This window comes from Emticicia sp. SJ17W-69 (assembly GCF_051209875.1).
Classification (GTDB): domain Bacteria; phylum Bacteroidota; class Bacteroidia; order Cytophagales; family Spirosomataceae; genus Emticicia.
Genome location: NZ_JBNTQY010000001.1, coordinates 521,051 through 541,877, shown reverse-complemented (window position 1 = coordinate 541,877; position 20,827 = coordinate 521,051). Strand labels below are relative to the sequence as shown.

Here is a 20,827-nt window from a genome sequence, read left to right as displayed (position 1 = left end):
TTTAAATTTTCAATAAGTATTACTGTTTTTAATTAAAGAATCTTTTAATATATGACAAAGGTCATAATTTTATAAGTTAAATATGTTACGAAATATTTTGAAAAATTTACATGATTCACAGATTCTTCTCAGTTTAATAGCATACAAGAAGTAGTTTCTCTATCCAATGTGTAGAAAATAGGAGAATATGGTATATCTTCATGTTCAATTGACCTGTTTGAGAATTTGTTGTCTTGATGTCAATTTAGCATTTTTTAATTTACGCTATCTTTATGGCTTCTTTTCCACCATTTTACAGCTTCATACCAAATCACACTGATGAATCCAATGCCAATACAAATCAATAATTGAGATAAATTTAATGCCTCAAAATCAAAGAATTTTGTGAGTGGTTTTACAAAAAGCAGCAAACTCAAAATGGCAATAGTTATACTTATAATCAACAATACCAAGTTGTTTTTATAACGTAAAGTAGTAAATATCGAATAATAAAATGAGCGATTGACCAATGTTAAGACGATATTGGCTACTATCAAAGTAGTAAATACGAAAGTTCGAGTAAGTGACTCATCATAGCCTTGGCTTATTGAATATTGGTAGGCGGCCAAATTTCCTACGGTAATCATCAGACCTTGGACGATGCTTGTGGTGAGTTCTTTAAAACTAAAAAAAGCATCGGTAAATGGTCGAGGTTTTTGGCTCATGGTATTTTTTTCCATCGGTTCGTTTTCATAGATAATCGAACACGTTGGGCTCATGATCAACTCTAAAAAGATAATATGTACGGGTGAGAAAATATTGGGGTAAATCCAACCCAACGCCAAAGGTATAAATACCGTTAAGATAATCGGAATATGGATAGATATGATATACTGAATCGCTTTTTTGAGATTAGAATAAATTCTACGACCCATTGCTATTGCATCAACCATTTTCGATAAATCATCTTTCAATAAAATCAAAGAAGCAGCTTCTTTCGCAATTTCTGTTCCTTTCTTACCCATTGCGATACCAATATGTGCAGCTTTAAGAGCGGGGCCGTCGTTTACGCCATCTCCTGTCATTGCAACAATCTCATGTTTTACTTTCAGTGCATTGATGATTTTTAATTTAGCATCAGGAAACATTCGAGTAAATATATTTGTATCTAAAACCTTTTTTTGTAATTCAGCATCATTCAATTGCATCAATTCATCTCCAGTAATAGATGCTTGATAATCTCTAAATCCAATCTGTTTGGCAATGGCGGTAGTTGTGGCAGCATTATCTCCTGTAACAATCTTTACAGTAATCCCCGCTTTGTTAAACTTATCTAATACCGTATGTATATTTTTCTTTGGAGGGTCATAAAAGGCAACAATTCCTTTGAATGTAAAATGAAATTCTTGTTGAGTTGCGGGATAATTGTTGCCTTCAAAATTAGCTTCTCCCACACCTAATACTCGGTAGCCATCAATAGCGAGCGTTTTAATAACATCCTCAATTTGTTGTTTTTCATCGGATGAAAGATTAGATACATTGATCAAAGCTTCTGGAGCTCCTTTGGCTGCTATGATTCGTTTGCCTGCAACATTTTCAAATATATGGGTCATCATTGGAGGTTTTCCATCCAATGGATATTCATGGATTAGTTTAAATTGGTTTCTTACATCCTCTGCAATTGTTTTTTCATAAACATTATGCAAAGCAACTTCCATTGGGTCAAATGGAATAGGTTCGCTTGCCCACATCGCCATTGTGAGTAATTCTTTTTCATCATCCGTTGATATATTTTCTGCGTCAGTAGTTTTTAGCGATTTCAATACAAAAATCTTTGCTAAACTCATCCTGTTTTCGGTAATCGTTCCTGTTTTATCAGTGCAAATAATGGTGGCACTACCTAATGTTTCAACGGTTTTCATTTGTTTTACTACGATGCCCATTTTCATCAAACGCCACGCTCCTAATGCCATAAAAGTAGTAAAAGCAACAGGTATCTCTTCAGGCAAAATACTCATGGCAAGGGTAAGTGCCTTCAGTAAACTATCTAATAAATTGCGTGAATGGCTATAATTGATGACCCAAACAACAATGAAAACGATTGCTCCAGCAATCACCATTTTTTTTACAAAACTATTGATTTGTACTTCTAATGGTGTTTTTTCTTCTTTTATTCCTTCTAAACTTTTACCAATTTTACCTAATTTGGTTTCATTCCCAATAGCGGTGATAGTGGCAATAGCTAACCCACTGGCTACTGTTGTACCTTTAAAAATAAGATTGTCTTCTTTTTCAGCATCTTTATAGACCGATAAAGACTCTCCTGTAAGAATCGACTCATTGACAGAAAAATCATTAGAATGCACAATGACTCCATCAGCAGTTATGGATGTGCCTTCTTCCACCATTAAACTATCTCCAACCACCAAATCATCACTTTTTATTTCTTCAACCTTCCCATTTCTGATAACTTTACAGTTAGGTTGAGTAAAATCTTTTAATTTTTCTAAAGCATTGCGGCTGCGGGAATCTTGGTACAAAGAAATAGCCGACACCAATACAATTGCTGAAGCGAGAAAAATACCATCGCCTACCTGTCCGCTGATAAAATAAATAGCAGATGCTACCAATAACAGAATAACCATTGGCTCTTTTGCTAAACTTTTGATAGCGTCCAAAAGTCCATTTTCTTTTTTATAATCTAAAGTATTATAACCATATTTTTCTCTTGCTTCAAGCACTTGCTTGGTTGTTAAACCTTGAATGTCGAAATTATTTGTTGGCATATTGAAGAGTTTTTAGGTATACTAGTATTCAAATATACGCAAGTAAATTTTTATTTCTTAGGATTAGTATTCTATAATTAAATGACTAATATCATTTTTGGGAGCATTCTATCAAATACAAAAAAACCAGTCACGAAAGCAACTGGCAGGGTTATTTTTTGTATATTTTTCATCAAAAATCAAGCTTTTTTACTTGATTAACGATTGATAAATTAATTTCTTCTTCAATAAGTTCATGTTTTTTTTTACCCCTATTTTCAAAAATTCGTCTCAAAAAAACCTCGCCTAATGCTTTTATTGTATCTGAGTGTTTGGCAACAACATTGGCAACAGCAAATTGTAAGATTGCACCTGCAACTTTTTTGATTGGATTGTGCGTTGCTCCTACTAAAACTTTTTTTGACAAATAGCCTGTAGTTAAGCCTATCACATTATTCAATAGGTTGTCTTTCAAATCAGGCGAAGAGGCAACTTCATGGAAGGTACTTTTAATGAGGTTTAATGGTTTTAAGTTTTCATAGGTTGAATGAAATTGTTCTCTAAGTAAACTTAGCTCTTGAGCTTGTCGGATTTCCAGCAAGCTAATTCTTTCCATTAAAATAGCTGTTTCGTTTTTCATGCTGTCTCTTGTTTTAGCATTTGACTAATGATAAAATTATTTACAGGTACCTTGACCCATTGATGCAAGTAAGGGCGAAGCAAAAGAACCAAAAGGGCGTAAAACCCTCCAATCACAAAAAAACCATAATATGATTTGCCCAACATCTCTCCAACCCATAAGGCAAGTCCGATGTTGATTATGATAAAAAACATTGCTACAAACATAAACAATGTCAATTGCATCATAAAAGAAGAGGCAACATCAGCAGACTTATCGATTGCTTTTAGTTTCATCAACTCCAATGTTGTTTTAGTATATTCTTCTGCCTTTTCAAAAAGCATTTCTATTGATGTTTCATGGCTGTTCATTATTTGGTTGGTTTTAATTTATTCATGGCATGAAGGGTTAAATAGTCAACAGTAAATACTCGACACGCCACAGCAATACAATGTCATTGTCTGCAATAAGTTCGTCGATTAATTATTCGCAACTGTTTAAATTCATGCCATGAATAACAATGATTAAATAAATATTCAGGCTATTTCATTTTTTGCACCATCATATTTCGATTTTCCCTGAGCAACAATGGTATCAACTTCATTTTTTGCAGTCTCATATTTAGACTTTCCTTTTGATACCATACCTTCTACATCGTTCATAGCCGATAGGTATTTTTTATTGAGAGAATCTACGAAGTCATCGAACTTACCTTTTAAGCCATCAGCATAGTCTTCGCCTTTGTTTACAATTTGTTTTCTTGTGCGAGAACCTTTTTCTGGAGCAAACAAAATGCCCACTACTGCACCAGCAGCAACACCTGCCAATACACCTAATAATACTTTACCTGAGTTCATGTTTGTTTTCCTTTTATTGTGAATAATACTTACTTATTTGATAACTTTTCTACCTTGAATGATCCTTAACAAAACTGCAATAACTGCGATTACAAGCAGGATATGAACGACTGCACCTGCACTATAGGCAAAAAAACCAATTGCCCAAAAAATGATAAGAATAACTGCAATGAGATATAGTAAATTGCCCATAATATGTGAGTGTTTTTGATTGTGATTTATATTAATTTGCTGTGATTTTAAACGTATATTCTTTTATTCAATCTATCTTAACTTTAATCAATTTCGTTGATTTTTCCCTACAGTTTGTTTAAAAAAATGAGTCAGTTGATAAAACTACTTGTGTACCTGGATATTGAATATTTGCATCATCTTCGGCTGTAATAAATATTTTGGTAGGTTTGAATGCCGAGACTGTTTCAAATGATGCCTTTAGTTGTTTTGACATCATGCTTGTTGCACTTTTTATTTGTCCAACATTTTTTGTTCCATCAGATTCTGTGGCCATCCAAACGATATATGTTTGTCTTGATGGTTGCAATCTTTGCACCTCAGCCAAATTTATTAGATGTATCTGAATCACATAATTTTTATTTTTGTCATTCTTCACTTCAACATAACCTCGTGCCGCAGGAACGACGGAAGAATTCAAAAAATTAATCTTTTTACTACATGAGATCAATGAAAATAGCGTAATGATTGTCAAAAGTCTGAATGCAATATTTTTAAATTGTGTGGATTTCATAGTTCTATTTAAAATTAATTTTTATTGAAAAAAAGATTGCTAAAAGCACATATGTATCTTGAAATATGCAGCATTTATTACTAAGATTTATAAATATTTATCATAATTATCACCACAAACACTCCAATGATGATTAGACTATCAAAGTTTTCAAGGAGTAGTTTTTTCATGATTTTTGACGGATAATTTAAACTTTTGGATATGCAAAGATTTATGCTACAAAGGTCAGCACTGGAAGAATAAAATGTGTTACATAACTTTTGGAATAAGTTACATGATTCACACATTCATGAAATAAATGGTTTTAAAGAAGAATTTCACTCAGGAAGAAACATAATAAAAGTAGAGCCAAGGTCAAGTTTGCCTTCGGCGAAAATATAACCTGCATGATTCTCAACAATTTTTTTACAAATAGCAAGGCCAATACCAGTGCCTGAATACTGTGTTGAGTGATGTAGCCTATGAAATAGCACAAAAATATTTTCGGCATATTGTTGATCAAACCCTAAACCATTATCGCTAATAGCTATCTTGTAAAACATCTTTTCATTATCTGTTTTTAAGATTGGTTCGTCCTTAGCTGCAATTTTTTGACATGTGATTTTGATTATTGGAGCAATGTCTGGTTTGCTATATTTCAACGAATTACCTATTAAATTGATAAATAATTGTTGAATCTGAAATGGGATTACTAATAAAGTGGGTAATTGTGAATACTGAATTTCAGCCTTTTTTTCTTCAATAATTTCAACTAACTCTTGCTTTGCATTTTCAAGAAGTAGGTTTAAATCACTTAATTCGAAAACTTTTTCAGATTTATTGGCTCGTGAAAAAACCAACAAATCATCAATCAATGCTCGCATTCGTTGGGCGGCAGTCTGGATTTTAGCTAAATATTCGACATTTGCTTGTGAGACCGCTCCCAGTTCTTTTTCATTGATACGAGAAATAAATAGCTGTATTTTGCGAAGCGGTTCTTGCAAATCATGGCTCGCAATGTGGTTGAATGAAGCTAATTCTGCATTGTTTCGCTCTAATTCAATATTTTTTTCTTCTAATGCAATATTACTCAAATACGCTTCGGTAACATCTCTGATAATTCCAATATGTGTTTTATGATGTTCGCCATCTGAAATAAACTTCCCTAAAGATTTAAAATACCGAAGTTTTCCATCTTTTCGAATGATTCTATAGGAGCGAGAATACGTTTCAACATTTTCCATTACTTTTTCAGCACCAGTAGCAACAATATGCCTATCATCTGGATGAACGAACGTCAAATAATTTTCAATATTTGCTTCAAATGATTGCGGTTCACAACCTAAGAGTTTATATAAATTATCTGAATAAGTTAGTGTTTTAGCATCTAAATCCCATTCAGAAATACCAAAATCTCCTATTACTTCTGCATGTTGAAAAGATTCAGTTTTAATGCGTAATTCTTGATTAGACATTTTAAGTACTTCTAAATCTTGATTTATTTTGAAATAGGAGAAAGCAAAAACAATCAAAGAAAAGAACAATAATAATAAGATAAAAATTGGCGAGAAAAAAGTATCATCTTCATATTTCACTTCTCGTTCTTTCAAATATCCCATTTCCAAATCAATCATTTTTTTGATTTGAATTCGAATATCATCCATTACTTTCTTGCCTTTGAGCAAATTTCTATCAAGCAAATACTTATCAACACTTGTTTCGGAGTCTAATTTTAACGAAATCTCTAAAAAAGCGAAGTGCATATTGATTAAATGCGACAGCGTATCTAAGTTTTTCTGCTGTTGCCAACTATCTGCGGTTAATTGTTTCAATAATTTGAATGAACGATTGGCTTTTTTGCGAGCAATGCCAAACGGTTGAAGAAAGACAGTATCACGAGTAATAAGGAATCCTCGTTGTCCTGTTTCAGCATCTTTAATGTAGGAAATGAGCTGCTCCAACTCCAAATAGACCTTATGCGAACGCATCAATGATTCGGTAGAATCGGTGAGGGCAATGGTATGTCTATAATTGATCGCCGAAATAAAAATTAATATGAACAAAAAAACCACAAAAATACTTTTGATGAAAACGTTAGAAGTAAGAATGGCTTTAAAGTTCATGTCAATATGAGATGAATATATTGTTTGAAATATTGTTTTTTCGAATCACTACTGTAACTCGAAAAAACTAAAGAACCAAAATCGGCAATGTATTAGAGACTAAGTAGAAAAGTATCTCTATTTAAGCCTGATGTGTGGTATTGCCAATTGAGTGTAATGACTTGTGATAATACTTTTTTAAGTAATGGAAAACTGTCTGGTTTTTTAATATAAACATTTGCCCCTTTAATAAACGTTTCTTCAATATCTTTCTCAGAACCAGAGGTTGAATAGATGGCAATGGCAATATCTTTTAATCGGTCATTTTTCTTGATTTCATTTAAGCAATCAATACCCGATTTATAGGGCATATTTATATCAAGAAAAAGCACATGAGGCAACGAAATATCAGTTTGGCTAAGATGATTGATTAATTCTTTTCCATCTTTTACTACGCTAATCACTGTATTTATTTTTAATTCATTGAGTGCGTCAATAAAGAAATTTCGATCATCTTCGTCATCATCAGCAAGTAATACATGGACTGGTTCGTTTTGCATGCTATTTTTTTAAGGTTAAACTATATATTCTTTACTAAACTTCGTCTTTGGATAATTATTCTTTTGAAAACCGAAGGTGTAAGCCCAGTTGTATTTTTAAATTGTGTACAAAAATGAGCAAGACTACTGTAATTGAGTCTATGGGCGATTTCGGTAAAACTTAATTCATCAATTGTTATTAATTGTTTTGCAAATTCTATTCTTTGAAGAATAATAAAATTTTCGATTGATGTATAAGTAACATCTGCAAAAATATTGGAAATATAGCCATAGCTATACCCTAATTTATCAGCTAAATAAGCAGATATTTTTGAAGTAGGAAGTTTTTCTTCCATATAAACCATCTCTATAATGGCATCTTTTATTTTTTGAATAAGAATACTTTTACTACTTTCTACAATTTCAATACCATATTCACTCAAGTTTGAATAAAGTTCTTTTAGTGTTTCGCCCGCAACTGCTTCTTTTATTTCAACTTCACCAAAAGCCACCAAAGCATAAGATAAGTCTAATTTATCTAACTGCTCTTGTAGTATCTTTTTACAGATTACGTTTATGTCATATTTGATATAAAGTTTCATCTTTTTCACCAAATATAGCACAAAAAACTTAAATGCACGAAATTTTACGCTACAACAACGCTCAACAGCGTGAAAAATTAATTTTCACACGCTGTTAAGTGCTATTATAGCGTAAAATAATATTTTATAAGGCTTTGCTTATGTATCGCTTTTATGAATGAAAAAACTTTGTTTTTTGGTATCTTAAACCAAATGATTTTGCCTATTAAACTTCAAATAATAGTCACTTGGTCGTTCGGCATTGACTCTGCCTTGAAAAGATTTTTCTATTGTTAACCTTGCCATTAAATAACTTACCGTTGACTCAGCACCTTGATTGAGGTTGATATAACTATCTTCAAGGCCATCATAACATCCACCTGTACAGGGGTTATAAATGATTTGGTGTAAATGATTATTACCCAAAAACCAATTAAAGGCTATCTCCATTTTAGACTTATAGCTTGTATCTCTAAAAATTTCATAGAACTTACTCAGTGCAAGAATAGTATAAGCAATATCAATCGGTTGCTCTCCTCCTACTATTTCTTGAACCGATTCATCGCCTCTATGCGACCAACCTTTGTTAGAAATCACCTTTATTCTATTTTCAGTGAAAATTTTCGATAAAAGAAAATCGAAAGAAAATTTGGCAATTTCTTTATAAATTGGTTCTCCTGTTGCCATCCATGCACATAGCATGGCTTCAGGCAAAATACTATTACCATAAGTAAGATAACTTTCAAACCAAACCCACTCTTCATCGGCTTCATGGCGATACATTTGTACCAATCGGTTAGCAAGACGGGTAATCAAGAGCATATCTTGTACTAATCTATTTTTTATGTTTCTGTAATACAAGCCCTTAATAATAAAGGCCATCGCTCTTGTAGAGTGAATCTGATGAACGTTTGCCAAGGCACATTGCAGAATTGAATCTGCATCAATGGTCAATTCTAATGGTAATAAATCACCAACAGCAATCAAATAGCCTAAAGCCCAAATGGCTCTTCCATTTGAATCATTGAGATTGGTCTCATAATTTTGTTCAGTAAAAATACCATCTTCGTTCACGTAGTTTAGGAAACTACCATTTGGTTGCAAACAATATTTTATAAAATTGAGATAGATAGCAATGTATGCTATATCGGCTTTATCTTTGGTTAATTCATAATGCTGACACATAGCTACCATTGCCCTTGCATTATCGTCTAAAGTATAACCTGAATCAATATCAGGTTGATTGATGATCGCAAACTGAATCATTCCAACTTTAGTTGTCATTCGTTTTACATGGTTGAGATTGACAACGGGGATTTTATAATGCAATGAAACTTTACCATCAGTAATTTTTTCAAACAAAATCGCATGAGCAATGGCTGCATTCTCCCAAGCCGTAGAAACGATTCTATGCAAGCCATTCGAACTAATGTTTTTTCTTAAAATTTCATCTCCTAATAATTTGATGACAGCTTTGCTAAGTTGTTTTGGGCTTTCAAAATCAATAATGATTCCTCCATCATTTTTCAATACTTCACGAGCATGAGGAATTGGCGTAGAAATAATGGCACATCCACAACTCATTGCATAAGAGAATGTTCCACTTACCGCCTGATTTGGGTCTTTTGAGGTGAATAAATAAATATCAGTCAATTGCAAATATTCCAGTAAGTCAGGCAGGGTTATGTAATGATTAATAAATCTCACATATTGTTGCAATTGCAAGGCTTCAACTTTTGATTCAAGCATACGGCGATACCTTTCACCTTCTTGCTTTAAAACACCAGGGTGAGTTTTGCCAATGATTAAAAACAACACATCTGGATTCTTTTTAATTATTGCAGGAAGGGCATCCAAAGTAGTTTCAATGCTTTTTCCCGAACTTAATAATCCAAATGTAGAAAGCACTTTCCTGCCTGAAACATGATATTTTTCTTTTAAAAGTGCTTTATCTGAATGAGGGACTAAATGAGTTCCATGCGGAATGACAGTGATTTTTTCATGTGCAATTCTATAATCCTTAGTCAGAATTTCGGCCGATGAATTGGTCATTACAACAACCGATTCACATAAATTGGCGATGAGTTGCACATTTATCCGTAATAATTCATTTGGATTAGGCAAAACAGTATGGAAAACAAGAACAACTGGTTTTGCAAGAATATCTAAAAATTGCTTAAAATCAGCTTCTTTTTTATCGAAAAAACCAAATTCATGTTGAACCATGACCATTTGAATAGCATCGTTATCGTTGATGAGTTCGGCTAATTTCATGTATGCCCTTGCATTATCAGTATTTAGAATATACTTCACATCATCTGTATAAACATGCTTTTCATTATCTGACTCTAACGAACAAATACTAATCTTGAATGAATGATTAAATTTATTGTTTAATGCCTTAATCAAATCTTGTGAGTAGGTAGCGATGCCACATTCACGAGGAGGGTAAGACGTAATAAATAGAATTTCGGGCAAGTGCTGGTTGACATCAGACTTACGTAAGCGATTGCTTGGTGTATTTTTTTGTCTTTCGCTCATTAATAAGCGATTGCTATCATTAAACACAACGTCATTTCTCATTTTCTTTGGGATTTAGTAGTAATTCTTTCAAAAGTGCAGATATACTCACCGAAGCGTATGCAATCCGCTCATCGGCGGCTCCGTAATAAATAAAAAGTGTATCATCAAATAAAGCTGTACCAGTTGGGAAACATACATTATTTACTTCACCTTTCAATTCCCAACCCTTTTCTGGTTCAAACAATGGATAAGGCAAACGAGCTATTTCTATCTGTGGATTTTCTAAATCAAGTAATGCAGCACAAGCTGAATAGACATACCCTTTGAGGCTATCTTGCACTCCATGATAAATGATTAGCCAACCCTCGGCCGTTTCAATTGGAGGGCAACCTCCACCAATATAGCTTACTTCATGGGCATATTTTGGTGCAATAGCAATATTTTCATCCAAATGAAGAAAATAGTTTTGCCAAAAATGGGTAGTAAGTTCTTCTAAATTATTTATTGAAACGATTTGAATATCAGGTTTGATGCGATGCAAAAAACACAGTTTTCCATTTATTTTTCTTGGAAAGAATATTAGGTTTTTGTCCCAAATTAATACTTTTTTCCCTTGCTTTTCATGAATTTGTTCATGTTCATTATAACGAAGATATTTTTCATTGACTGAACCTTTTGAACCAGCAAGGCGACTAAATTCGTCATAACAAATCTGTGGTACTATTACTCCTTGCTTCTCCCAATGTTTTAAATCAGTTGAGGTAGCTAATGCCCCAAGAGCATTGATACCATCATAAGCCGTATAAGTGAGATAATACAAATCATCAATTTTTACAATACGAGGGTCTTCAATGCCTTTAGATTCATAGTCAAATTGTGGGAAAAGTATAGGCGAATCGAATCTTTCTTCTAAAGTATGATTGTGATTGAATTTACAATAACCAATACTTGAATAATTTCCTTTACTTACTGCCCTATAAAAAATATGTATGAAAGTATCTTCTTTCATAACAGCAGGGTTGAGGACGCCTTCATTTTCAAAGCCAAGCGTTGTTTTTTCCAGTATAATTCCTTCTTTTTTTACTTGTATCATAATTTTTCCCATCATTACTTGATTGGAAAAATCATCCAATACATAGCTTAATTGAAGCAACGTTAGGTGATGTAAAGGTCAATGATTTTATTACAAAAAGTATTACATAACTTTAGAGAAAAATTACATATTTCACACATGCTGAAATGTAATTAGTTGAGCTTTCTATAAGTTTTCAATAGCTTTTTCGGGAGTTACAACTTTAGCTATTTCGGTAGGTGGTACATTTCCAGTATATTTTTTTGCAAATGCTGCAGTAAACTCTGCACCAAAAAACAAAATCATAGAAGAATATGAAACCCATAAAAGTAGTAAAATAATAGAGCCTGCTGCTCCATAGACAGAGGCTGGCTGAGCTTTACTGAAATAGTAGGCAAGGCCTGTTTTACCAATCGTAAATAACAAGCCTGTCAGCACCGAACCCAACCAAACGTGTTTCCATTCTACTTTAGCATCGGGCAAGATTTTAAACATCATAGCAAAAAGCATGGATATTACTGCCAAAGAAAAAATAAAATTAAGAATATTAAAAAAGATGATGGTAAAATCTGAGGCATAATTTTTTACTAAATCACTTGCCGCTGCAAGAGCTGTAGAAATAACAAGCGAAATGATCATTAAAAATGCAATGGCTAAAATGAGCCCAAAGGAAAATAGTCTTGCTTTTAAAATAGGTAAAATCCCTTTTTGTGTAACTACTTTAACCCGCCATATTGCGTTTAATGTTATTTGCAGCTCAACAAATACACCAGTTGCACCAATCAGTATGGTAATAATACCAACAATCGACCCCCAAATAGTAGATTTAGATTGGCTTGCATTTTTAAGCATTTCTGCAATTTGAGTAGCAGTATCAGCTCCCATCGTGCTGGAAACTTGAGTCAAAATGTTTGCATTTACTGCGTCTTTCCCAAAGAAGTAGCCAGCAATAGTAATTACCAAAACCAATAGTCCTGGAATACTAAAAATAGCGTAATAGGCTATCACTGCACTTTGTCGAAATGGATCTTTATCACTCCATTCTCGAAAAGTGAGCTTCATAAGTTTATTAAAATCCTTCAATATGAATAGCATATTTTATCAACTTTTATAAGTGCTATACCAGAAACGCCAGTAATTATACGTCACTTGTTTTTCCTTTTTCATTGCGTTTGGCAGCTTTGTCAGAGCGTTTCTCTTTTAGGCTTTTTAATGCTGTTTTTTTGCCAGATTTCTCTTTAATATCTTTATCGTTCGACATTTTGATTAATATTTATGAGTTAAATTTATATTTCTTGGTTTTATTTATTAACTGAATTTGATACATTCTAAGGTACATCTTCGGCACGCTTCTGCACAGGATTTACAATGTTCTATATGTTCATGTTTATCACATTCATCAGCACAGACATTACAAATTTCGGCACATAGCTTACATATTTGCTTGACAAATTCGCTGTCTGATGACATCGCTTGCATAGCCAAAATACAGACAGCAGCACTATCATGGTTTAACCTTATGCAACGAGCTAATACTTCGACATCTTTCTCATTTAAGTCTTCATTAGCACAATTTTTACAAGCCACAATACTATCGGCACAGGCATCAATACAATTTTGGTATTTTGGTAGAGCCATTGAAGTAATAAATATGTGATATTATCAAATTTTACAAGGAATAAAGGTGAGAAGTTATCTATTCAACTATGTTACATTATTCTAAAAAATTTTTATATAATTCACACTTCCTACTGTTTTGGCAAAATTTGGCTCTTATTTACCCTTGAAGTTGAATCTTTCTTTCTCTTTAAATTCGCCGCTTTTTCCTTTTTATTAAAATAGCCTTTCAATAAAAAACTACTTTTGGCAGCTTCCACAGTTTCGCTCAAACCTTTTGTACCTGCTTGAATATTAGACATGGTAGAATCAAGATTTCTTCCAAACTTTTCATCATTCATCATTTTCGACAAAGCACCTTTGCCGTTGTTCATTTTGGTTGTAAACTTGGCAAATTCGTTTGAGCTAGTTTGTAGATTAGTAAGTGTATTTTTGAGGCTACTTGAAAACTCCTCATCACTAATCATTTTCGATAAAGCACCATTGCCATTATTTACTTTATGACTAAATTGAGCAAGATCATCAGAAATCAATCCAACATTGTCTAAACTCTTTTTCATGCTTATCATAATATCTTCCATTTCGATGGCTTTTTTTGAAACCAATATATCATTATCTTTTACAGACTTATGATTAGGCGTTCCAGGTGAAATCATCAAAACCTTATCACCCATTAAGCCATCAGAACTAATGCTTACTTGAGCATTGGTTTTGATAAATGGCTGCACTTCTTTCTCTAATACTAAATCAACCACTACTAAAGTATCAGTAATCAATTCTATTGCATCAACAGTACCAACATTAATACCTGAAAAACGCACGTTATTACCTACTTTTAAACCACTTACGGTCTTGAAATGTGATTTCAAATGAAATGTTGAACCAAATAGATTTTTTTGTTTTCCAATAAGGTAAATCGTTACAACAAATAACACGATTCCTATTGTTACAAACATTCCCAATTTCCATGTGAAGCCTGATTCTTTTTCCATTATCTTAAAAAGTGAAAGTGAGTATAAAAAACTAATCGCACGGAAACCCCGCCCTAATACCTAAGCCTAAAACCTAACTCCTAAAACCTATACAAAAAAAGAACGTACCCATTGGTCACTACTTTTTTCTAATGTTTCATACGTACCTTCGGTATTGATTACCCCATCTTTCAAAATCACGAGTCTATCGGCAGTCAGTTTGGCACAAGCCATGTCGTGAGTAATAATGATTGATGTGGTTTTGTACTTTTTCTGAATTGATAATATTAAATCGCTGATTTCTCTTGAAGTAATGGTATCTAAACCTGTGGTTGGCTCATCATAAAGTATGATTTCAGGTTTTAAAATAAGTGTACGAGCAAGTCCAATTCTTTTACGCATCCCTCCCGACAATTCGGAAGGCATTTTATCAATAGCTTCTGCCAAACCTACGCTTTCCAATGTTTCTTTAATGGCATCATCGACTTCTTTTGAAGACAATTCCTTTGAGTGTCTTCTGAGTGGAAAAGCTAAGTTCTCTCGTACTGTCATCGAATCATATAAAGCCCCATTCTGGAAAAGAAAACCAATTCTTAATCTGATTTCGTTGAGCTGATGTTCATCAAACTTGGTTATATCTTTTCCAAAAACTTTTATTTCTCCTCTATCAGCTTGTACCAGTCCAACCAAGCATTTGATGGCAATTGATTTTCCCGAGCCTGACCTTCCTAGCACAACTAAATTCTCACCTTTTTTTACCTCAATATTGACTCCTTTTAATACATGATTGCTTTTACCAAAAGATTTATACAAACCTTTGATTTCAATAACTGGCGTAGCCATATCGACAGTAATATTTATTTTATTGGATGTCATTGTTTATTTTTAGAAAAAAATATCAGTTATCTGCACCGCTAACATATCAATAATAAATATGGACAATGAAGCAAGAACTACGGCAGAATTGGCAGCTTTCCCGACACTTTCAGTGCCATTGGCAGCGGTAAAGCCCTTGTAACAACCAATCATACCAATAAAAAATCCAAAGAAAAATGTTTTGAAAGTAGCGGGTAAAATATCTATAAAGTCAAGCGATTCAAGCACTTGTGTAAAATATCGAACTATGTTTACATCACTATGAATATTGACGCCAAAATAACCTCCTAAAATACCTATGCCATCGGCAAAAACTACTAAAAGCGGAACCATGAGTGTTGCAGCCATAATTCGAGTAACGACCAGATATTTAAAAGGATTAATAGCCGAAACCTCCATCGCATCTATTTGTTCAGTTACTTTCATCGAACCTAATTCAGCACCAATACCTGACGAAATCTTTCCTGCACAAATCAATGCCGTAACTACTGGAGCGATTTCTCTTATCAAAGAAAGTGCGACCATACCTGGCAACCAAGATTCAGCACCAAAGTCGGCCAATGTTGGGCGTGACTGAAGCGTAAGTACCAACCCCATAATGAATCCTGTGATAGCTACCAGCGGCAAAGATTTATAGCCAATGACGTAGCATTGTCTAATAAATTCTCTTGTTTCAAAGGGCGGTCGAAATACCTCCTTAAAAAACCTTGCAGCAAATAGTATTACATTACCTACATCATTAAAAATATTCTTCAAATAAATGACCATTGTGTATCGTTTTTTTGATTTTTCAAAAAAGGCTTTAGTCCTTATGAACTAAAGCCTTATGATAGCATTCAAGCAAATATTAATCGTTTCCTACAGGAAAACTTACACCAACATTTAAGCTGAATGCTAAATTATGATACCCTAAGCTTGCTTTTGAAACATCGGTAAAACTTTTACCTAAACCAGCATCCACATTTAACCATGTGCGAGATTTGATACGATAATTGAAACCAGCACCAACAAGACCGCCAATATCGGTTTTATTATAATATGGCTTGCCATCTGTACCCAAAACTTCATCACCACTTTTATGGTTTGCTCTTAACAAAGCTCCAACATAAGGTCCAATAAAAACTTTAGGACGGAATTGATTTCCTGCATCACCAAAATAGTAAATTGCCGTTAACGGCATCTGTACATAATTCAATCGGTTAATGTCTTCATTATAAGTATAAGATGAACCTAATTGTGTGAACAGCAATTTTGCACCAAGTCCAAAATGGTCATCAATGCTATAATTTAGGAAACCTCCAATGGATGCACCTAATAATGCTTTTGTGTTTGGAGCTGCTGTAAGTGTTGATACATTAATACCCGCCATTGGGCCGATTGATAAAGTTTGAGCCGAAATTAGCTTTGCATTAAATAATAATAATGCGAAAAGCAATGTGATTTTTTTTAACATTTTCTATGTGTTTTGTTTTAATTAAGTACTAAATAATTAGTAGGACAAAGGTGGGGACTCTTACACTGAGAAGTGTTACATAATATTCGGAATGTGTTATATGATTCACACATTGGAGTGATAAACTATTTCTTTTTCAAACTATTCGGATTTTCTTCTACTTCTTTTATCTGCTCTGCTAGTTCGATATATTCTTTTTGAAGTTCGTGTATTTCTAATTCTGTTTTATTTTCAATATTGATTACTGCATTGTTGGCTGTATCATGTGAAGCTACCAGTTCATTTACTTTTACGTGAAGCGAGCCTGCAAAACGATTAAATTCTTTTTGAATAACGAATAAACTTAAAAAAGCAACTCCATGAATGACGTCTCTGATGCTGTCATTTACATCTTGTTTTGCAAAATCTCTATTACTGAGCCAAAATATCACTAAAACTAAAGCAATGATAAAAGTGATGGAATTGCCCAGTATAGACGTAACAGTGGAAGTAATTTTTTCAAAAATCACTTCCAATTTTCTATGTATTTTTTTCATAAATGGTCAATTAGACAATAAAAAAACTATTTACTTTTTGAAAAAAAGCATCGGTAATTTTGCTTCTTGAATAAAATGTTGAGTGATGTGGCTATTGAAAAGTTTACTAAAAAATGATTTTTCATAAACTGCCAATGCCAAGACATCTGGTTTGTGTTTTTCGATATAGGTTTCCAAACCTTTCACTATTTCTTCCCGATTGAGGTTTTTAAACGATATATCAAAATTCTGAAATTCATCTTTTAATTCGGCAACTGTTTGCTCGACAGTTTGTTCCACATTGAGTTCAAAATAATCATGGATATGAATGACCTTACAAGTAGCACCTAAAGGTTGAGCCATTGACAACACTTTATAGGTAGCAGTAACTTCATCTTCTTTAAAATCAGCCGCATACATAATTGTTTGAGGCAAAGTAAGTAACGTATTTTCGGGAACAATCCACACAGGGCATTGGGCTGCTTCCATCACATTTTCAGCATTCGTACCGAGCCATCTATCAATGGTGTTCGATGCACCTTTTGTTCCCATGACAATTAAATCAACATTCATTTTTTTTGATATGTCAATAATTACATCTGACACTAAGCCATACTCGACCATTTGAGAGATTTGCTCAGGGGGAAGATTGGTATTGATGATAAATTTATCAGTAAAAAACTGTAAATTTTGTTCGGCATCTTTCCCTCTCTGCACAATCATATTGTCAGTGTCATAAGTCATTTGGAATTCAGAAACAACTGGAACGGTCATTTCATAAATATTGAGCAAGATTACCTTTGCATCATATCGCCTTGCCAACATTCCTGCATATTGAGAGGCGTGAAGAGCATTATTGCTAAAATCGGTTGGAAAAAGAATCGTTTTCATAGTTGTGATAGTTTAATTAAAAAAAAGTCTATCAAATCTCGTTTAAAAAGGACGAGTTGTTAGCTATTGTTTCCCTGTGAAATAGATTTTCACGGCAGTATAAAGTTCCGCATCTTTGAGGCAAAAAGTGTTACATAACTTTTAGGAATACTTACATCATTCACATATTTGGAACAACAATTTGGAGGGCATTGGGCATTAATGTAGCATTCAAGGTTTTTATCTTGCCAAGATATTCGCCATCTACTTGAAAATGTACTTTTTTTGTAGCACGCATGGATAATGTGTCTGTTTGGAAAACTTCAATTTTATTCAAATCATAAGAAAGATTCGAGAAAAACATTTTAACTACCTCCCAAAATGATATTTCTTTCACTACAATCACTTCAAAGAGTTCATCATCAAGTTTGCCAATAGGATTAATAACCGCCCCAGTTCCATATTTGGTGGCATTGGCAATTACTATCATTTCAGCATTTATTTTGATGTCTTTTTCATCAATTTTCATACTTATCTCCATCCTTGGATTTTGCAATAATACATTCAAAGATGCCACAAAATAGCCCCACATTCCACGTACTTTCTGGCTTTTGAATCGCTTCATTGCATAGGCATTCAAACCAATATCACTTAAATGAATACATATTTCACCGTTAATATTAGTTAAATGAATTTTCTTTGAATTTCCACTCAAAAGTACATCTAATGCTTTTATAGGCTCAGTACTAATACCCAGTTCTTTTGCCAAACCATTGGCCGAACCTGCGGGCAAGATTCCGAGAGCAATATCTGTTTCTAACAAACACTCGGCCACTAATTTTATCGTACCATCGCCTCCTACCGCAACTACTTGTTGCGGCAAAAACAATTGTATCTTTTCTTTGATTGTTGCTTGATTGTAGTCTTTCGTAAGGTGATACAATTCGATTGTATGATTGAGTGAAACAAAATAATTTGTTATAACCAAAGCCCAATCGGTTGAATTACTACCTGAGCCTGCATTAATTATAAAAAGTAACCTGAGCATATCTTCTTGAATAATTGTCTAAATAGTAAAAGAACTAATCTGTTTTAAATTTAAAAGCTTGTAAATACCTGATAATAAGCTTTTTTTATTCGTCATTCGTAAATCTAAATTCATCATTCTACTTAATTGCTAAAAAGTTGTCAAAATTCAGTAAATTGCTTAAATATGGAAAAAGAAATCAATTATACTGCTGCTACCGTAAAAGTGTATCATGGCTACGGACACACCCATAATTTGGTGGTATATGGTCATGTTTTGGCAGGAAAATCGGTCGGCCCGAGCCAGTACACCAATAATCCAATTTTAAATATTATTCATTTAACTAAGCTTTTTTTAGTTAAGACAATACCTCATGTTCAAGTGAGTTTACAATGGGAAAAACAGAAATTTTATAGCACTACTGAGTTTGATGGTTTTTTTAAGTTTGAATGGAAATCCGACACCGAAGTAAGTGCTGGCTGGCATAAAATAACCGTCAATTTACTCAATGAACAAAATCTAATCGTGTCATCGGGAGAAGGGAAAATTTTCGTTCCACACTCCACCCAATATGGTTTTATATCTGATATTGATGATACCGTTTTGGTCTCACATTCGGCCAATACTGGCAAAAAACTACGTGTGATGTTTACCAAAAATCCACGTAGTCGAAAGACTTTTGCCGATGTTGTCAAATTCTATCAATTACTTTCACTTGCTCATACAAAACCTGACTTACTCAATCCTTTTTTCTATGTTTCGAGCAGCGAATGGAATCTATATGATGATTTGAATGAGTTTTTCAAGCATAATGGCTTGCCAAAAGGCGTTTTTCTTCTCAATCAGATAAAAAAATGGTATCAACTGCTAAAAACTGGTAAAACCAAGCATCAAGGAAAGTTGATGCGAGTGACAAGGATTTTGGAAGCTTTCCCGAAGCAAAGGTTTATTTTGCTGGGCGATAATTCGCAAAGCGACCCCGAAATTTATGTTTCCATTGCCAATAAATATCCTGAGAGAATAGTAGCCATTTATATTAGAAATATTAGTTTGGAAAAAGAAAACTTTACATCAAAAATGCTGAATTCTATTCAAAAGAAAGAAATCTACACTTGTCAATTTCAACATACTGATGAAGCAATTCTACATGCAAAAGCTATCGGATTGATAGTTTAAAATGTTATTCAAAAGAGCTAAACATATGATACCTTCTTATACATTTTTCTTATTTTTAACTTCATCAGGCGATTGTACAATCGAAATAATACCATGGTCGGGTTCATTTTCTGTAACTAATTTATTTTTATCAACAGTATGATTTTCGTCTTTATTGGGCGATTGTACAATAGAAATGATACCATGTTCCTTCGGGTCTTTTTTCTTCATTCTCATTTTTCTTAGATTTAAATTCAGTAAAATTTTATTTATTTGTATCTGAAGAATATTAGTTATTTGATTCAAAATTTTAGCATGACGGTACAAAACTCAAAATCCAATTATATTCTACTTACTCGCTCCCAATTTTTTTATTTTTTCAAATCATATCCAATATTCTTCAAAGTAAAAGAGGTATGAATAAAATCTTCTATAAAACAGTTCTATTGATAAAAAAACGCCTGCAATAAATCAAAAAATGCAACTTAGTTGGGAGATTTCTTTGGTCAATTATATGATGTTTCTATAGCCAAAGGCTTAAACAAAACCCTAAACCCATGAAAGAAGGTGATGAAAATAAAA

The 20,827-nt window shown here is 33.3% G+C and carries 23 protein-coding genes; 1 reads left to right on the top strand and 22 read right to left on the bottom strand.

Annotated features, from left to right (window positions below; all coding sequences use genetic code 11):
- Positions 1 to 254 precede the first annotated feature (254 nt).
- From ACQUQZ_RS02385 to ACQUQZ_RS02285, 21 genes are all read right to left on the bottom strand, one after another.
- Entirely contained in the window at positions 255 to 2,765 is a 2,511-nt protein-coding gene (locus ACQUQZ_RS02385) for a cation-translocating P-type ATPase (RefSeq protein WP_435353126.1), read from the bottom strand.
- 172 nt (positions 2,766 to 2,937) lie between these two features.
- Entirely contained in the window at positions 2,938 to 3,384 is a 447-nt protein-coding gene (locus ACQUQZ_RS02380; protein WP_435353125.1) for a hypothetical protein, read from the bottom strand.
- Positions 3,381 to 3,734, bottom strand: coding sequence for a hypothetical protein (locus ACQUQZ_RS02375; protein WP_435353123.1), 354 nt, complete (start codon positions 3,732 to 3,734; stop codon positions 3,381 to 3,383). The genes ACQUQZ_RS02380 and ACQUQZ_RS02375 overlap by 4 nt, the downstream gene beginning before the upstream one ends.
- Before the next feature lie 165 nt (positions 3,735 to 3,899).
- Positions 3,900 to 4,220 (bottom strand): YtxH domain-containing protein, encoded by a 321-nt coding sequence (locus ACQUQZ_RS02370; protein ID WP_435353122.1) that lies wholly within the window; start codon positions 4,218 to 4,220, stop codon positions 3,900 to 3,902.
- A gap of 33 nt (positions 4,221 to 4,253) precedes the next feature.
- Complete coding sequence (locus tag ACQUQZ_RS02365) at positions 4,254 to 4,412, bottom strand: lmo0937 family membrane protein (protein WP_435353121.1); 159 nt, start codon at positions 4,410 to 4,412, stop codon at positions 4,254 to 4,256.
- 118 nt (positions 4,413 to 4,530) lie between these two features.
- Positions 4,531 to 4,965: a hypothetical protein gene (locus ACQUQZ_RS02360; protein WP_435353120.1), complete on the bottom strand. Its 435-nt coding sequence runs from the start codon at positions 4,963 to 4,965 to the stop codon at positions 4,531 to 4,533.
- A 317-nt stretch (positions 4,966 to 5,282) separates the two neighbouring features.
- The gene (locus ACQUQZ_RS02355; protein WP_435353119.1) at positions 5,283 to 7,067 is read right to left on the bottom strand and encodes a sensor histidine kinase; all 1,785 of its coding nucleotides are present in this window, start codon (positions 7,065 to 7,067) and stop codon (positions 5,283 to 5,285) included.
- A 92-nt stretch (positions 7,068 to 7,159) separates the two neighbouring features.
- Complete coding sequence (locus ACQUQZ_RS02350) at positions 7,160 to 7,606, bottom strand: response regulator (RefSeq protein ID WP_435353117.1); 447 nt, start codon at positions 7,604 to 7,606, stop codon at positions 7,160 to 7,162.
- A 20-nt stretch (positions 7,607 to 7,626) separates the two neighbouring features.
- Positions 7,627 to 8,187, bottom strand: coding sequence for a helix-turn-helix domain-containing protein (locus ACQUQZ_RS02345; protein ID WP_435353115.1), 561 nt, complete (start codon positions 8,185 to 8,187; stop codon positions 7,627 to 7,629).
- A 183-nt stretch (positions 8,188 to 8,370) separates the two neighbouring features.
- Positions 8,371 to 10,749 carry a glycosyltransferase gene (locus tag ACQUQZ_RS02340; protein ID WP_435353113.1) on the bottom strand — a complete coding sequence of 793 codons (2,379 nt, stop codon included), beginning with the start codon at positions 10,747 to 10,749 and terminating at the stop codon, positions 8,371 to 8,373.
- The gene (locus tag ACQUQZ_RS02335) at positions 10,739 to 11,842 is read right to left on the bottom strand and encodes a hypothetical protein (protein ID WP_435353111.1); all 1,104 of its coding nucleotides are present in this window, start codon (positions 11,840 to 11,842) and stop codon (positions 10,739 to 10,741) included. The genes ACQUQZ_RS02340 and ACQUQZ_RS02335 overlap by 11 nt, the downstream gene beginning before the upstream one ends.
- 105 nt (positions 11,843 to 11,947) lie before the next feature.
- Complete coding sequence (locus tag ACQUQZ_RS02330; RefSeq protein ID WP_435353109.1) at positions 11,948 to 12,823, bottom strand: YihY/virulence factor BrkB family protein; 876 nt, start codon at positions 12,821 to 12,823, stop codon at positions 11,948 to 11,950.
- A gap of 76 nt (positions 12,824 to 12,899) precedes the next feature.
- Positions 12,900 to 13,022 (bottom strand): hypothetical protein, encoded by a 123-nt coding sequence (locus tag ACQUQZ_RS02325; RefSeq protein ID WP_435353107.1) that lies wholly within the window; start codon positions 13,020 to 13,022, stop codon positions 12,900 to 12,902.
- Positions 13,023 to 13,069: 47 nt separating this feature from the next.
- Positions 13,070 to 13,399, bottom strand: coding sequence for a four-helix bundle copper-binding protein (locus ACQUQZ_RS02320; RefSeq protein WP_435353105.1), 330 nt, complete (start codon positions 13,397 to 13,399; stop codon positions 13,070 to 13,072).
- Positions 13,400 to 13,509: 110 nt separating this feature from the next.
- Positions 13,510 to 14,370 (bottom strand): MlaD family protein, encoded by an 861-nt coding sequence (locus ACQUQZ_RS02315; RefSeq protein WP_435353103.1) that lies wholly within the window; start codon positions 14,368 to 14,370, stop codon positions 13,510 to 13,512.
- An 87-nt stretch (positions 14,371 to 14,457) separates the two neighbouring features.
- Positions 14,458 to 15,225, bottom strand: coding sequence for an ABC transporter ATP-binding protein (locus ACQUQZ_RS02310; RefSeq protein ID WP_435353101.1), 768 nt, complete (start codon positions 15,223 to 15,225; stop codon positions 14,458 to 14,460).
- Between the two features lie 9 nt (positions 15,226 to 15,234).
- A complete protein-coding gene (locus ACQUQZ_RS02305; protein ID WP_435353099.1) occupies positions 15,235 to 15,993 on the bottom strand; it encodes an MlaE family ABC transporter permease in 759 nt (252 codons plus the stop codon).
- 79 nt (positions 15,994 to 16,072) lie between these two features.
- A complete protein-coding gene (locus ACQUQZ_RS02300) occupies positions 16,073 to 16,678 on the bottom strand; it encodes a porin family protein (protein ID WP_435353098.1) in 606 nt (201 codons plus the stop codon).
- 125 nt (positions 16,679 to 16,803) lie between these two features.
- On the bottom strand, positions 16,804 to 17,214 hold the full coding sequence (locus ACQUQZ_RS02295) for a low affinity iron permease family protein (protein ID WP_435353097.1): 411 nt from the start codon (positions 17,212 to 17,214) through the stop codon (positions 16,804 to 16,806).
- Between the two features lie 30 nt (positions 17,215 to 17,244).
- The gene (locus tag ACQUQZ_RS02290) at positions 17,245 to 18,084 is read right to left on the bottom strand and encodes a universal stress protein (protein WP_435353096.1); all 840 of its coding nucleotides are present in this window, start codon (positions 18,082 to 18,084) and stop codon (positions 17,245 to 17,247) included.
- Between the two features lie 160 nt (positions 18,085 to 18,244).
- Positions 18,245 to 19,111 (bottom strand): diacylglycerol/lipid kinase family protein, encoded by an 867-nt coding sequence (locus ACQUQZ_RS02285; RefSeq protein WP_435353094.1) that lies wholly within the window; start codon positions 19,109 to 19,111, stop codon positions 18,245 to 18,247.
- Positions 19,112 to 19,276: 165 nt separating this feature from the next.
- Here ACQUQZ_RS02285 and ACQUQZ_RS02280 point away from each other — a divergent pair, with 165 nt between their 5' ends.
- Complete coding sequence (locus ACQUQZ_RS02280; protein WP_435353093.1) at positions 19,277 to 20,266, top strand: App1 family protein; 990 nt, start codon at positions 19,277 to 19,279, stop codon at positions 20,264 to 20,266.
- A 36-nt stretch (positions 20,267 to 20,302) separates the two neighbouring features.
- Here the strand turns inward: ACQUQZ_RS02280 and ACQUQZ_RS02275 are convergent, their stop codons facing one another.
- Entirely contained in the window at positions 20,303 to 20,482 is a 180-nt protein-coding gene (locus ACQUQZ_RS02275; RefSeq protein ID WP_435353092.1) for a hypothetical protein, read from the bottom strand.
- Positions 20,483 to 20,827 lie beyond the last annotated feature (345 nt).

What these genes read in the sequence shown, in the direction of transcription:
- ACQUQZ_RS02385 (WP_435353126.1), bottom strand. Translation starts at nt 2,765, where the DNA reads ATGCCAACAAATAATTTCGACATTCAAGGTTTAACAACCAAGCAAGTG.
- ACQUQZ_RS02380 (WP_435353125.1), bottom strand. Translation starts at nt 3,384, where the DNA reads ATGAAAAACGAAACAGCTATTTTAATGGAAAGAATTAGCTTGCTGGAA.
- ACQUQZ_RS02375 (WP_435353123.1), bottom strand. Translation starts at nt 3,734, where the DNA reads ATGAACAGCCATGAAACATCAATAGAAATGCTTTTTGAAAAGGCAGAA.
- ACQUQZ_RS02370 (WP_435353122.1), bottom strand. Translation starts at nt 4,220, where the DNA reads ATGAACTCAGGTAAAGTATTATTAGGTGTATTGGCAGGTGTTGCTGCT.
- ACQUQZ_RS02365 (WP_435353121.1), bottom strand. Translation starts at nt 4,412, where the DNA reads ATGGGCAATTTACTATATCTCATTGCAGTTATTCTTATCATTTTTTGG.
- ACQUQZ_RS02360 (WP_435353120.1), bottom strand. Translation starts at nt 4,965, where the DNA reads ATGAAATCCACACAATTTAAAAATATTGCATTCAGACTTTTGACAATC.
- ACQUQZ_RS02355 (WP_435353119.1), bottom strand. Translation starts at nt 7,067, where the DNA reads ATGAACTTTAAAGCCATTCTTACTTCTAACGTTTTCATCAAAAGTATT.
- ACQUQZ_RS02350 (WP_435353117.1), bottom strand. Translation starts at nt 7,606, where the DNA reads ATGCAAAACGAACCAGTCCATGTATTACTTGCTGATGATGACGAAGAT.
- ACQUQZ_RS02345 (WP_435353115.1), bottom strand. Translation starts at nt 8,187, where the DNA reads ATGAAACTTTATATCAAATATGACATAAACGTAATCTGTAAAAAGATA.
- ACQUQZ_RS02340 (WP_435353113.1), bottom strand. Translation starts at nt 10,749, where the DNA reads ATGAGAAATGACGTTGTGTTTAATGATAGCAATCGCTTATTAATGAGC.
- ACQUQZ_RS02330 (WP_435353109.1), bottom strand. Translation starts at nt 12,823, where the DNA reads ATGAAGCTCACTTTTCGAGAATGGAGTGATAAAGATCCATTTCGACAA.
- ACQUQZ_RS02325 (WP_435353107.1), bottom strand. Translation starts at nt 13,022, where the DNA reads ATGTCGAACGATAAAGATATTAAAGAGAAATCTGGCAAAAAAACAGCA.
- ACQUQZ_RS02320 (WP_435353105.1), bottom strand. Translation starts at nt 13,399, where the DNA reads ATGGCTCTACCAAAATACCAAAATTGTATTGATGCCTGTGCCGATAGT.
- ACQUQZ_RS02315 (WP_435353103.1), bottom strand. Translation starts at nt 14,370, where the DNA reads ATGGAAAAAGAATCAGGCTTCACATGGAAATTGGGAATGTTTGTAACA.
- ACQUQZ_RS02310 (WP_435353101.1), bottom strand. Translation starts at nt 15,225, where the DNA reads ATGACATCCAATAAAATAAATATTACTGTCGATATGGCTACGCCAGTT.
- ACQUQZ_RS02305 (WP_435353099.1), bottom strand. Translation starts at nt 15,993, where the DNA reads ATGGTCATTTATTTGAAGAATATTTTTAATGATGTAGGTAATGTAATA.
- ACQUQZ_RS02300 (WP_435353098.1), bottom strand. Translation starts at nt 16,678, where the DNA reads ATGTTAAAAAAAATCACATTGCTTTTCGCATTATTATTATTTAATGCA.
- ACQUQZ_RS02295 (WP_435353097.1), bottom strand. Translation starts at nt 17,214, where the DNA reads ATGAAAAAAATACATAGAAAATTGGAAGTGATTTTTGAAAAAATTACT.
- ACQUQZ_RS02290 (WP_435353096.1), bottom strand. Translation starts at nt 18,084, where the DNA reads ATGAAAACGATTCTTTTTCCAACCGATTTTAGCAATAATGCTCTTCAC.
- ACQUQZ_RS02285 (WP_435353094.1), bottom strand. Translation starts at nt 19,111, where the DNA reads ATGCTCAGGTTACTTTTTATAATTAATGCAGGCTCAGGTAGTAATTCA.
- ACQUQZ_RS02280 (WP_435353093.1), top strand. Translation starts at nt 19,277, where the DNA reads ATGGAAAAAGAAATCAATTATACTGCTGCTACCGTAAAAGTGTATCAT.
- ACQUQZ_RS02275 (WP_435353092.1), bottom strand. Translation starts at nt 20,482, where the DNA reads ATGAGAATGAAGAAAAAAGACCCGAAGGAACATGGTATCATTTCTATT.